The 11,982-nt window shown below is 61.9% G+C and carries 11 protein-coding genes; 4 read left to right on the top strand and 7 right to left on the bottom strand.

What is annotated here, in order from left to right:
- Positions 1–127: 127 nt before the first annotated feature.
- From JP75_RS19940 to JP75_RS19930, 3 genes are all read right to left on the bottom strand, one after another.
- On the bottom strand, positions 128–1,618 hold the full coding sequence (locus tag JP75_RS19940; protein ID WP_051960972.1) for a TRAP transporter large permease: 1,491 nt from the start codon (positions 1,616–1,618) through the stop codon (positions 128–130).
- Positions 1,615–2,220, bottom strand: coding sequence for a TRAP transporter small permease subunit (locus JP75_RS19935; protein ID WP_035086290.1), 606 nt, complete (start codon positions 2,218–2,220; stop codon positions 1,615–1,617). The genes JP75_RS19940 and JP75_RS19935 overlap by 4 nt, the downstream gene beginning before the upstream one ends.
- 113 nt (positions 2,221–2,333) lie before the next feature.
- Complete coding sequence (locus JP75_RS19930) at positions 2,334–2,708, bottom strand: RidA family protein (protein WP_152565926.1); 375 nt, start codon at positions 2,706–2,708, stop codon at positions 2,334–2,336.
- 128 nt (positions 2,709–2,836) lie between these two features.
- Here JP75_RS19930 and JP75_RS19925 point away from each other — a divergent pair, with 128 nt between their 5' ends.
- A complete protein-coding gene (locus JP75_RS19925) occupies positions 2,837–3,391 on the top strand; it encodes a tetratricopeptide repeat protein (protein WP_051960971.1) in 555 nt (184 codons plus the stop codon).
- On the opposite strand, the gene JP75_RS25515 is transcribed toward JP75_RS19925, so the two are convergent.
- The 3 genes from JP75_RS25515 to JP75_RS19910 form a co-directional block, all read right to left on the bottom strand.
- Positions 3,388–4,425 (bottom strand): DUF3298 domain-containing protein, encoded by a 1,038-nt coding sequence (locus JP75_RS25515; RefSeq protein ID WP_051960970.1) that lies wholly within the window; start codon positions 4,423–4,425, stop codon positions 3,388–3,390. The two genes, JP75_RS19925 and JP75_RS25515, sit on opposite strands and share 4 nt — an antisense overlap.
- A gap of 84 nt (positions 4,426–4,509) precedes the next feature.
- On the bottom strand, positions 4,510–6,255 hold the full coding sequence (locus tag JP75_RS19915) for a sensor domain-containing diguanylate cyclase (protein WP_035086288.1): 1,746 nt from the start codon (positions 6,253–6,255) through the stop codon (positions 4,510–4,512).
- 106 nt (positions 6,256–6,361) lie between these two features.
- The gene (locus JP75_RS19910; protein WP_035086285.1) at positions 6,362–6,961 is read right to left on the bottom strand and encodes an alpha/beta hydrolase; all 600 of its coding nucleotides are present in this window, start codon (positions 6,959–6,961) and stop codon (positions 6,362–6,364) included.
- 113 nt (positions 6,962–7,074) lie between these two features.
- Between JP75_RS19910 and JP75_RS19905 the strand changes: the two genes are divergently transcribed.
- Positions 7,075–8,469 (top strand): L-serine ammonia-lyase, encoded by a 1,395-nt coding sequence (locus tag JP75_RS19905; protein WP_035086282.1) that lies wholly within the window; start codon positions 7,075–7,077, stop codon positions 8,467–8,469.
- 141 nt (positions 8,470–8,610) lie between these two features.
- Here JP75_RS19905 and JP75_RS19900 read toward each other — a convergent pair whose 3' ends face one another.
- Entirely contained in the window at positions 8,611–10,032 is a 1,422-nt protein-coding gene (locus tag JP75_RS19900; protein ID WP_035086279.1) for a mannose-1-phosphate guanylyltransferase/mannose-6-phosphate isomerase, read from the bottom strand.
- A gap of 279 nt (positions 10,033–10,311) precedes the next feature.
- Between JP75_RS19900 and JP75_RS19895 the strand changes: the two genes are divergently transcribed.
- The gene (locus JP75_RS19895; protein ID WP_035086305.1) at positions 10,312–10,689 is read left to right on the top strand and encodes a hypothetical protein; all 378 of its coding nucleotides are present in this window, start codon (positions 10,312–10,314) and stop codon (positions 10,687–10,689) included.
- On the top strand, positions 10,686–11,945 hold the full coding sequence (locus JP75_RS19890) for a relaxase/mobilization nuclease domain-containing protein (RefSeq protein WP_051960969.1): 1,260 nt from the start codon (positions 10,686–10,688) through the stop codon (positions 11,943–11,945). The genes JP75_RS19895 and JP75_RS19890 overlap by 4 nt, the downstream gene beginning before the upstream one ends.
- Positions 11,946–11,982 lie beyond the last annotated feature (37 nt).

The raw sequence follows: 11,982 nt of genomic DNA, 5'->3' as shown, positions 1-11,982 counted from the left end.
CGGCTCGTGCACAGACTAAATCACAAAGCATCCACACAAGCCCGAGGATGACGGCCGGAGGAGGAGGCCGCATCCAGCATCTGCCTCGTCACCCTCGGGCTTGACCCGAGGGCTCTTCACTTCTCGCTCAATTAAAACTCGGCGGCGGTGGCGCCTCAAAAGTCGGTGCAGGCGGCGCCCCAAAACTCGGTGGCGGCGGTGCCGTAAAACTCGGCGTCGTCACCTCGCCCCCGCCCACTGGTGGCAAGACGATCTCCACCGAATTGAGATCCACTTCCGGCCCTTTATCCAGGAAAAAGGTCACCAGTTCCGGGAAAGCGATCAGCAGCCCCACCAATATCAACTGCAACACCAGCCAGGGGATCGCGCCCATATAGATATCGGTCGTCTTCACCTTGTCGCGCGGCACGATGCCCCGCAGATAAAACAGCGCAAAGCCGAAGGGCGGATGCATGAAACTCGTCTGCATATTGGCGCAGATCATCACGCCGAACCACACAAGGTCGATCCCCAGCGAATCCGCCACCGGCGCGAGCAGCGGAATGACGATGAAGGCGATCTCGAAGAAGTCGAGGAAGAAGGCGAGGATGAAGACGAAGATATTGACGAAGATCAGGAAGCCCACGACCCCGCCAGGCAAGTTGGAAAGCAGTTCCTCGATCCAGTGACCGCCCCCCACGCCCTGGAATACCAGGGTAAAGACGCGGGCACCAAGCAGGATGAACACCACCATGGCCGTGAGACGCATGGTGGAGACCATACCGTCCCAGGTCACTTTCCATTTGAGCCGCCCATTCATCCAGGCGAGCAGCATGGCGCCGACAACGCCCATGGCCCCCGCCTCGGTCGGCGTCACCAGCCCCAAGAGGATGGTGCCGAGCACGATGAAAATCAGCGCGAGGGACGGCACCGTGCCGCGGATGATTTTCGCCCAGAGCGGCCACCCCCGCAGCGTCCGCGCCTCGGGCGGCAGGGCCGGCACATGTTCGGGCCGAATGATGGAGAGGATAAAGACCCAGCCCATGAACAGCAAAACCTGCACGATCGAGGCGCCGGTTGCCCCGATATACATTTCGCCCGGCGATTTCTGCAATTGGTCTGCCAGAACGATCAGCACCAGCGAGGGCGGAATGAGCTGGGTAATCGTGCCCGAAGCCGCAATCACACCGGTCGCGTGCCGGACATTGTAGCCATAGCGCATCATCACCGGCAGCGAGATCAGGCCCATGGCGATCACCGATGCCGCCACCGTGCCGGTAATGGCCCCGAGGATCGCGCCGACGATGATCACGGCATAGGAGAGCCCGCCGCGAATGCCGCCAAAAAGCTGCCCGAAACCATCGAGCAGATCTTCGGCCAGCCCGCTCTTTTCAAGGATGACACCCATGAAGGTGAAGAACGGAATAGCCAGCAGCAGCTCGTTCGAGAGCACACCATAGAGCTGATAGGTGAGATTGCCGAGAAAGGTCGGGGCAATCAGCCCCAGTTCAATGGCGGCAAGGCCGCCGAACAAGCCTACCGCGGCCAGCGAAAAGGCCGCCGGATAGCCGATGAGCAGAAACAGCACCAGCCCGCCGAACAGGATCGGCGCCATGTTCTCGCGAATAAGATCGATCATTGCACGGGCTTCTCATAGGCGAATTCGCGGACATAATTGGTGGTCAGCGCCAGGATGCATTTGATGATCTCGGCAATGCCCTGCAGCATCAGTACTGCAAAGCCGACCGGCAACATCAGCCGCACCGGCCAGCGCGGCAGCCCGCCCGCGGCATTGGACGTGATGTTCTGCACCCAGGCCTGCACGAACCAGGGCCAGGTGAAATAGATCAGCAGGATGCAGAGCGGCATGAGGAAGAAGAGCCCGCCCAGAAGGTCGATCCAGGTGCGGGTCCGCTCGCTCACTGCGCCATAGAGAAGGTCGACGCGCACATGCTCGTTCATCTTCAGCGTCCAGGCGCCGCCGAGCATGACCATGCCGCCGAACATGTACCAGACGCTCTCGGAGAGCACGTTGGAATAGTTGGTATAGAGCCAGACCATGCCGCCGAAAAAGCCACCGCCAAGACTGCGCTCGAGCGAAATCATGGCGCTGACGGAATAGCGGAAAATGGCATTGAAGGCGCTGACGAGGGCTGAAAACAACACCAGCCACACCGCCACCAGCCCCACCCGGCGGCTGATTTCGTCAATCACCCGGGTGACGCGCAACGCAAATGACACGCCCGACCCTCCCCTGTCGTTCGCAAGACCGTCACAGTTGAGCGCAGTTCGCCTCAATTTTGCAAGATGCGAAATGGCTCACGCAGCGCCTGCCAACAGGCACTTGCGTCACCTCACCCCCGCCGCGCCACAAGATCGATCTCGACCAGCGCCCCAACGGCCAGCGCCGTGACCCCCACCGTGGTCCGCGCCGGCAATTTGCCCGGCTCGAAAAAGCTCGGCCAGAGCGCATTGAGCGCCGCATAGTCGCGCTCGAAATGGGTGAGATAGATGCGCGCCATGGTGACATCGCCGAGGCTGAGGCCAACGCCGCCCAGCACCACCTTGAGATTGTCGATGACACGCCGCGTTTGTGCCTCGATGCCCTCGGGCAGCGGCGCCTCGGGTGCCGCAGGATCAGTGGGCATCTGCCCGGTTATGAAGACGAAGCCGCCAGCCTCCACCGCATGACTGAAAGGCGCCACCGGTCGCGGACCGGAGGAGATCATGTGGTGGATAAGGTCGTTCATGGCCTGATATTTCCTATGGCAGTTGGTCCACCCAGCATGACGCGCCCGCCCCCGCTGTCAATCGCGCTCCCGCTTGTCCTCGCCCACAGAAGGCGTAAGCTTCTTCCATGCGCCCCTTTGTCCGCCCCCTGCTTGCCGCAATGCTGCTAGCCGTGACGCCGGCCCAGATGGTGCTGGCCCAATCAAGCTTTTGGAGCGCGGACGAAGAGGCAAGCTTCGACATCCTCTTCGAGAACCTCAAAATCGCGCCCGACGAAGCCACTGCCCGCGCCATTGCGGAGGAAATCTGGGCGCTCTGGACTGACCCCGACGACAAGGTCGTCGCTGCCCGCTTCGCCGCAATCGTCAGTCAGTTCGGCCTTGGCGGCCCCGGCGCGCAGATACCTCTGATCGACGCCCTGATCGCCGACTATCCAGACTATCCCGAAGGCTGGAACCTGCGCGCCACTGCAAAATTCTTCAATAGCGACTATGAGGGTTCGCTCGCCGATATCAGCGAGACCCTAGCCCGCGAGCCCCGCCACTTCGGTGCCCTCGCCGGCCGTGTCCTCGTCTACCACACCATGGGTAGGCGGGACGAAGCCCTGATCGCCATCAAGGCCGCTATCGAGGTCCACCCGTTCCTCTCCGAACGCGGCCTCTTTCCCGAACTCGCGCGCTAGTAGCGGAAGAAGTCCGAGTCTTCGGAAATATAGGGCGCCAGCTTTTCAAGGCTGATCCGCGCCGTCGGCGCCCCATAAGCATAGGCCGACACTTCATAGGGCTGGAATTGCAGGATCAGCGCATAGGGATCGGAAAGGTCCCAGCGCGCGGGATCCGTCACGGCATCGGCGATATAGCTGGTGTCGTCGAGCATCAGCGCGTCGCCATGCTCGGCTTTCAGCGCCTCGACGGTCAGGTCGAGCAACCCCGCCTGCCAGCGCTTGCCGGTAAAAATGTCCCTCGCCGCCAGTTCCCGGTCCTCATCGACCAGATAGTGGAGGAAAGTCTTCGACCAATTTCCATGCGCCGCACCATGGCCATACCAATAAGTGCCGACATTGAGGTCGATGCGGTTGGCATTGGCCTCCGCAACCCCGATCGAATTGTTAGTGTCGCTCGAAGCGTCCTCGTCCATCTCCGAGGAACCGCCCTCCTCCCCGAAAAGGCCGGAAAGCTTGAGCGCCTCGCCCTCGACATAGGCATTGAAGGCCCCGGCAAAGGGCTCCGTCGAATCGAGCTGCACATAGCTCAGTTCGTGCTGCGCCACGGCCCAATAGGAATCGGCATTTTCCGCATTCGGATCGGGCATGGCGTCAAACCGCGCCCGCACATAAAAGCGCATGCCATTGATCATGCGACTGTCTTCCAGCGCCGAACTGCGACTGTCGAAGCGATTGATGAGGCAACGCGTGCGGTCCTCATTGTAGCGCCCGCTCGTCATCGGCTCCGCCTCGGGCGCACAGGCACGCTGCGCAAAATCGAGCCAGGCGCGCTGATCGCCCCGTACGGCCGCCACCGCCCCCTCGGAAAGCCCACCGATTGCCGTCTGATAGGTTTTTGCCAGCCTGTCGTCGGCCGCCGAAAGCTCCGGACTGTCGCAAATGGCATGTTCGAAGGGCGTTGCAGCCTTGGCGCAATCAAAGCTTGCCGCCGCAGCGGGCAGGCTGAAGCTTGCAAAGAAAGCCAGAACGAACAGCAAAGCGAAGCGAAACATCTCTCATCCCTTCAAATTTTCAGCGCGGCCCGATTGGTCCCGATCGGGCCTTGGCCGTCAAGTTTTGATCGATATGTTGAAGGGTCAGGCGACGTTGCGACGCGGATCGGGCCGCATGTCCTTGTCGAAGACGACGACCCGGCCGCGCCCCGCCTGCTTGGCGGTATAGAGCGCCGCGTCCGCCATGTCGGTTGCCACTTCGAGCTTGTCTCCGCCTTCGGCGAGGCACGCCCCAATACTGAGCGACACGACGATCGATCGCCCGGGTGCCGTCGCAATCGGTTCGCCGATTGCCGCCCGCATGATGTCATGGGCGCGCGTGCGCAACTCCCCCGGCCGGCAATCGGGCAGGAGCACGATGAATTCGTCGCCGCCCCAGCGCGCGCAGGCCCCCTCGGCCCCGATCGTCTCCTGGATACGACGCGCCACCGCGACGATGACGAGGTCGCCGGCCGCATGGCCGTGGCTGTCATTGATCTGCTTGAAATGGTCGACATCGACGAGAAGAATGCCGTAGCCGGCCCCGCTGGCCGCGAAATCCCCATGCGCGGCCGCAAAGCCGCGGCGATTGAGAATGCCCGATTGCCCGTCGCGGAAGGCGAGGCTTTCGAGTTCCTGCGTGCGCTCGCGGACCCTCGCTTCGAGAAGCCGCGTGTGGTCGTCCACCCGCGCCGCCATCTGCGTCAGCGCCGAAGACAGCCGCCCGATTTCGTCCTGCCGCCCCGCACCCATGCTCAGCGCCGGGCCATAGTCCCCCGCACGCGCTTTGCGCACCACATGTTCGAGCTTGGTCAGCCGGTCGAGCACCTGGTTCCGGAACATCAGCACCAGCACCACCGCAACCACCACCATCATGATGGCGAGAAGCAGCCCGATGGGCACGAAAAGCCGCCGGTCGATGATCGTATCAATGTCCATGAAGGTGACATTGTACCAGCCGAGCTTGTCGAGATAACCCACGCCGACCAGCGTTTCCTTGCCATTGACTGTCACGAAGGCTGAGTCGGCGAGCATGTCGCCCCCAGTCACATCGTCGAACAGTCTTTGCAGCGTCGCCGCATCCCCCGACCCCGAAACCAGCGAAAAGACCGAGCGCTTGCTGCCAACCTCGTCGCCGAAATTAGCGAGACTCACCAGCGTCTCGTCCCGATGCGCCTGGATCATCCCCTGCCGGTCGACGAACATCGAGGTGACGCCGCGTTGCGGCACATTGACGACTTCCTGGATGAAGGACGTGAGATCGATCCCGGTCCCCAAGAGCCCCAGAACTTCGCGTCCCTCGCGGATTACGCAGTTCATCCAGACCTTGGTGACCTTGAGGTTGGCGTCATTATTGACGTTGAGATGGCACCCTTCGCCCAAGGCCAGCGTCGAATAATACCAGCCATCGTCCGGGTTTTCCTCGCGCAACCGGTAGCGAAACTGGTTGCCCGCATAGGCATTGGCGCTGTCGTTGAAATAGTAGTTCCCCGAGGCCGCGACGACGAAGAAATAGGAGCCGTCGGCAAAATAGCGCCGATAGTGCTCAAGTTCGGCAATGCCGCGCGCCCGGCGTTCGGGATTGGTTTCGTCCTGCGCCCAGTCACGCACCGCCTGGCTGCCCGCCAGCGCTTCGGCCAGCGACACCTCGCGCACCAGCGTGCCGAGCCCGCGATGCCGATCGTAAAGCACCTGCTTTTCGGCAAAGAGCGTGCCCAATTGCACGACGGTCGAATTGACGACCCACTGGAAAGCAAAAAAGGCCGGCACGGCAACGCTGGCAAAACCGAGCAACACCAGCAGCAACACGCGGGCGCGCAGACTGTCGGTGAAGAGGCGAAGAAGCGACATATGCGGCGACCCATGGCGGCAGAAGGGCAGAGGCCCACCCGTCACTATCGCGGCGCGGGCCTCTAGACTTCGTTAATAGGCCGATAGGGCAGGGAAAAACAAATAACTAAGTGCGTAAAAACGTCTGCGCCGCCATCAGTTCTTCGCGCCGGATTTCATGCCCGCCATTGTGCCAGACCACTTCGGCGCTCGCGCCATTGGCGGTGAAATAGTCTGCCAGCGCCTGGCTCGATCCGGCCGGTGCTATGGGATCATATTGTCCTGCCGTCACGAGGACTTTTCGCCCGGCGAAGTCGGCCGCCGGCGGTGCAAAGGGAATGAGCGGATGCATCAGCACCGTCGCATCGAACAGGTCCGGCGCCCCGAACTGCACCGAGGCCAGGATATTGGCGCCATTGGAATAGCCCAGCCCCAGCACCTTTGCCGGCCGGCGCTTGGCCACTTCAGCCCGCAGGAACTCGGTCATCGCCGCAGTGCGCTGGGCGAGATCCGCCATGTCATAGACGCCCTCCCCGGTGCGGCGGAAATAGCGCAGCGCGCCATGCTCGCTGACATCGCCACGCGGCGCTACTCGCGCCGCACCAGGCACAAGTTCAGCCGCGAAATCAAAGAACTGGTTCTCATCCCCGCCAGTGCCGTGGAACAGGAAGATTAGCGGCGAGTCGGCGGCCGCACCTTCGGCAGAACGGAATTGATATGAGGCCATAACGCGTCTCCTTGGCTCTTGGTCCCACCGATATCGGCATGCCTCACGCAAACGCAATCACGCTTCCCCGCCACGCTCTGTTGCCGGTTCTGGAACAATGAGTATGATGGGCCATGTTCCTGTCTGTCTTTGACGTCTTCAAGATCGGTATCGGACCATCGAGCTCCCACACCATGGGCCCGATGTCGGCGGCCGGCCGTTTTCTCGATGAATTGCGCGAGGGCAATTGGCCCCGCGCCCGCCAGGCCCGGCCTGCCGCGATCACCGCGAGCCTCCACGGTTCCCTCGCCTATACTGGCATCGGCCATGGCAGCGACCGCGCCGTCATCCTTGGCCTCGCCGGAGAAAATCCGCGCGATGTGGATCCCGACCAGATGGAGCCGATCGTCGAAAAAATCCGCGAGACCGGCCAGATCGAGCCGCCGGGCCACCCGGCCTATCGCTTCCGTCCCGCCGTCGATCTCGTGCTCGATACGCGCACGCCGCTCCCCGGCCACCCCAATGGCATGCAGTTCTGCGCTCTCGATGGCGACGGCCAATTGCTGCTGCGCCGGGTCTACTTCTCCATCGGCGGCGGCTTTGTCGTCAGCCAGGACGAGCTGGCTGCGCTCAAGGACGCCCCCACCATCAAGCAGGATGTGCCCTGGCCCTTCGCCAATGCCGCCGAAATGCTGGACATGGCCAGGCGCTCCGGCCTTTCCATCGCCGCCATGAAGCGCGCCAATGAGGAAGTGCGGATCTCGCGCCAGAAACTAGACCGCGACCTCGACGAGGTCTGGACCGCCATGTCCGGCTGCGTCGACCGCGGCCTCACCCAGGATGGGCAATTGCCCGGTGGCCTCAAAGTGCGCCGCCGCGCCAAGGCGCTCCACGAGCACCTCTCCGAAAAATGGCGCCGCAACGAGATCGACCCTCTGAGCGGCAATGACTGGCTCAGCCTCTTCGCCATGGCGGTCAACGAGGAAAACGCTGCCGGCGGCCGCGTCGTCACCGCGCCCACCAATGGCGCGGCCGGCGTCATCCCGTCAGTCCTGCGCTATGCCACGCAATTCCTGCCCGGCATGGGCCGCGCCGCGGTGCACGATTTCCTGCTCACCGCCGCCGCCATCGGCGGCATCCTCAAGCACAATGCGTCCATCTCTGGCGCCGAAATGGGCTGTCAGGGCGAGGTCGGCTCCGCCTCTTCCATGGCCGCCGCCGGCCTCTGCGCCATTCAGGGCGGCACGCCCGAACAGGTGGAAAACGCCGCCGAGATCGCGTTGGAACATCACCTGGGCATGACCTGCGATCCGGTCGGGGGCTTGGTACAAATCCCCTGCATCGAGCGCAACGCTTTTGGCGCCGTAAAGGCCGTCACCGCCGCCTCGCTCGCCCTCAAGGGCGACGGCGTGCACGCCGTACCGCTCGACGCCTGCATCGAAACCATGCGCCAGACCGGCAATGACATGAGCGAAAAATACAAGGAAACCAGCCAGGGCGGCCTGGCGGTCAACGTCGTGGCCTGCTGAGGCCCAGCAAATGAGCGCAGCCGTCATCGCTATCCCAAATCGTCACCCTCGGGCTTGACCCGAGGGCTCTACACTTCCTGCATCATCGGCAAGTGAAGTGTCCTCGGGACAAGCCCGAGGATGACGCATCGCGGTCGGCACTCAGTTCCGCCCGAACTCATCCTCGATCCGGATAATATCGTCTTCCCCGAGATAGGACCCGGTCTGCACCTCGATCAGCTCCAGCTCGATCTTGCCCGGATTGGCGAGGCGATGCGTACAGCCGAGCGGCAGATAGATCGACTGGTTCTCGGTCAGCATGGTCACCTGACCATCCACCGTCACCTCAGCCGTGCCCCGCACCACAACCCAGTGCTCCGAGCGGTGATGATGTTTTTGCAGGCTCAGCTTCTTGCCAGGCTTCACAAACAACTTCTTCACCTGGAACCGATCACCCATCAGGATCGATGAATACCCGCCCCAAGGCCGGTAGGAGGTCTTGTGCGTCTCGGTCAGCGCCCGCGTCGAAGCATCGGCCTTGAGCGATTTGGCAATCGCCCCGACATTCTGCGCCTGGCTCAACCGACCGACAAAAACCGCGTCTTCCGTCGCAATAACAGCCACATCATCAAGCCCATCGACCACCACATGCGCGGTCTCGGTAACGACGAGCGAATTGGTCGAATTGGAAATCATCGCCGGCCCGGTCACGGCATTGCCGGCCGCATCCCGGCTCTGCCCCTTCCACACCGCATCCCACGCCCCGAGATCGGACCATTCGAACGACACCGGCAGCACGGTCGCCTTGTCAGTGCGTTCAAAGATCGCATAGTCGACCGAAATATTGGGTGAAGCGGCAAAAGCGGCCTCATCGAGCCGGATGAAATCAAGATCGCTCTTGGCCCCGGCCACCGCGCCACGCGCCGCGGCATAGACCTCGGGCGCCAGCCTCTCGCACTCGGCGAGGAAAAGCTTTGCCGGCAGCATGAACATGCCCGAATTCCAGGCAAAGCCACCCTGGGCCAGCATGGCCTCGGCCTTTTCCAGATTGGGCTTTTCGACGAAAGCCCCAACCTTGTGCGCGCCATGACGCAGCGCCTCGCCAATGGCGATATAGCCATAGCCGGTTTCCGGCCGATCGGGCGTGATGCCAAAGGTGACGAGATGCCCATCCCGAGCCGCCAGCGCCGCATTATCCACCGCGCCGAAATATTCGGCGCTGGCCGGGATCAGATGGTCAGACGCCAGCACGTGGATAACCGCATTCTCGTCCTGGCTCACCGCCACCAGCGCCGCCGCAGCAATCGCTGCCGCCGTATTGCGTGCAACGGGTTCAAGCAGGATCGCGCCCAACGCAATCCCCCGCTCCTGCGCCTGCTCGGCAACGAGGAACCGATATTCGGCATTGGTGATGACGATGGGAGCGCCATAGCGCCCGGCATCCTTCACCCGTTCGAGGCTCTGCTGGAAGAGGCTGGTCTCGCCCACGAGATCGATGAACTGCTTGGGCCGCGCCGAACGCGACTTCGGCCACAGACGGGTCCCCTGACCCCCGGCGAGAATGACAGGAACAATGGCTGACAAGGAACTGACCTGCGCTTCTATTCGAGATTGTCCATCCCTTAGCGGAAGCGACCGGGCTTTGCCATGCCCATGCAAAACCGACACCCAAAAAGGTAAAGGCCCACAGGACGAATTGTCTTGTGGGCCTTTATTGGTTGCGGGAGACCGCAGCCAGCGCCACCCGCAAAGGAGTCTGCACGCAGCATGGGATATCAAACCACCGACGCCATCGATGTAAAACCATGAAAAATATGGATATTTTCGAAAGCGTCAAATGGTTTGGTTCCTCGTGGGACAACCTTGCAGACCGATCTGAACAACCAGCCTACCAAGCCGATTTCAATACGGCTAACCCCAAGCGAACGATCGCTTCTGGAGCAGCGCGCGGGCGATGCTGGGATAAGCGCCTTTATCCGCGGCCAACTCTTCGGAGCTGGCCGCCGACACAAGGCACCCCGCATCCCATCGCACAACTCACAAGATGTTGGCCAACTCCTGGCCCTCCTCGGCTCCTCTGAAATCTCCGACAGCCTTCGTGAATTGGCACACGCCGCAAGCATAGGCGCCCTGCCCGTGCTTCCAGAAACCGAAGAAGCTATCAATGACGCCTGTGCCGCCGTCGATCAGATGCGATCAGCCCTGATTGTCGCCCTTGGGTTGAAGGGAGACGAGGAATGATCCTGAAGGGCAGCCAGCGGGCAGGTGGAAAGGCGTTGGCTATCCACCTACTGCGCACGGATGAAAACGATCACGTCCAGGTTCATCAGGTCAGAGGATTTGTCCGGAACAACGTCATGGACGCGTTCAAAGAGGCCTATGCCATCAGCCGCGGGACGAAGTGCAAACAGTTCCTGTTTTCATTGAGCTTGAGCCCACCTGCCCTTGAGCGCGTTCCTGTTGAGGTTTTCGAGCGCGCCATCGAGAAGATCGAGGTGCGGCTTGGCCTCACAGGCCAGCCCCGCGCGATTGTGTTTCATGAGAAGGACGGACGCAGGCATGCCCACTGCGTGTGGTCGCGCATCGATCCAAAGACCATGAGAGCAAGGCAGATGGGCCATTTCAAGACGAAGCTCACCGAACTGTCGCGGGAGCTTTATCTCGAGCATCGATGGAAGATGCCGAGCGGACTCGCAAAGTTCGCACCGCGTAACCCGCTCAATTTCTCGCTCGCCGAATGGCAGCAGGCGAAGCGCATGGGACGAGACGCCACTCGCATCAAAGCCCTCTTTCAGGAAGCCTGGGCCATTTCAGATTCCGGCGCAGCGTTTGAGCGGGCCTTGGAGGAGCGCGGCTACCATCTGGCTCGTGGCGACCGGCGTGGCTTTGTGGCCGTGGACGTCAACGGGGAAATCTTCTCGATTTCGCGATGGTGCGGTGTTCCGACCAAACTTGTTGCAGATCGCCTGAAGCACCTGCCCTTAAGCCCCGTCAAGGACGTAGCCAAGTCATTGCAAACTCGGGTCGATGAGAAGTTAAAGGCATTTGATGGAGAGCTCACTCTCCAATTTGAGACCGCGCAGAGGGCACTAAAGGTCAAACGAGATGCCCTTGTCGAGCATCAGAGGCAAGCGCGAAGCCAACTCGAAGAACACCTGCGCAAGCGTTGGCGCTCAGAGGAGATTCAGCGAGCTAGCCGCCTACGGCGTGGCCTGCTCGGAATTTGGGACTGGTTCACGGGCCGCAAGGCGCGGACGATGGCTGCGAATGAGATCGAGGTCCGCCTCGCCAAGCAGCGCGATAACGAGGAGCGGCAGCTCCTCATTGATCACCAGCTGAAGGTGCGCCGGTCGCTCCAGAACGAAATTCGGTCGCTACGGCGTCGTACGGAAACGCTGGCGGACAAACCGGTTCGCGCGCGACCCAGGACAGATATCCCAACCGCTACCATTGCAGTCACTCCGCGGCGTGCCTTCCGCAGAGGACCGCAGCGGTGAACCATACGGGGCGAATGTAGCTCAGGTAGGAGGCTGC

Source organism: Devosia riboflavina, assembly GCF_000743575.1.
Taxonomy (GTDB): Bacteria; Pseudomonadota; Alphaproteobacteria; order Rhizobiales; family Devosiaceae; genus Devosia; species Devosia riboflavina.
Note: the sequence above shows the minus strand (reverse complement) of the source record. Positions and strands in the feature narration are given on the sequence as shown.

Excerpts from the sequence above, each read along its gene's own strand:
- JP75_RS19940 (WP_051960972.1), bottom strand. The coding sequence starts at position 1,618 with ATGATCGATCTTATTCGCGAGAACATGGCGCCGATCCTGTTCGGCGGG.
- JP75_RS19930 (WP_152565926.1), bottom strand. The coding sequence starts at position 2,708 with ATGATCTCCTCCGGTCCGCGACCGGTGGCGCCTTTCAGTCATGCGGTG.
- JP75_RS19925 (WP_051960971.1), top strand. The coding sequence starts at position 2,837 with ATGCGCCCCTTTGTCCGCCCCCTGCTTGCCGCAATGCTGCTAGCCGTG.
- JP75_RS25515 (WP_051960970.1), bottom strand. The coding sequence starts at position 4,425 with ATGTTTCGCTTCGCTTTGCTGTTCGTTCTGGCTTTCTTTGCAAGCTTC.
- JP75_RS19915 (WP_035086288.1), bottom strand. The coding sequence starts at position 6,255 with ATGTCGCTTCTTCGCCTCTTCACCGACAGTCTGCGCGCCCGCGTGTTG.
- JP75_RS19910 (WP_035086285.1), bottom strand. The coding sequence starts at position 6,961 with ATGGCCTCATATCAATTCCGTTCTGCCGAAGGTGCGGCCGCCGACTCG.
- JP75_RS19905 (WP_035086282.1), top strand. The coding sequence starts at position 7,075 with ATGTTCCTGTCTGTCTTTGACGTCTTCAAGATCGGTATCGGACCATCG.
- JP75_RS19890 (WP_051960969.1), top strand. The coding sequence starts at position 10,686 with ATGATCCTGAAGGGCAGCCAGCGGGCAGGTGGAAAGGCGTTGGCTATC.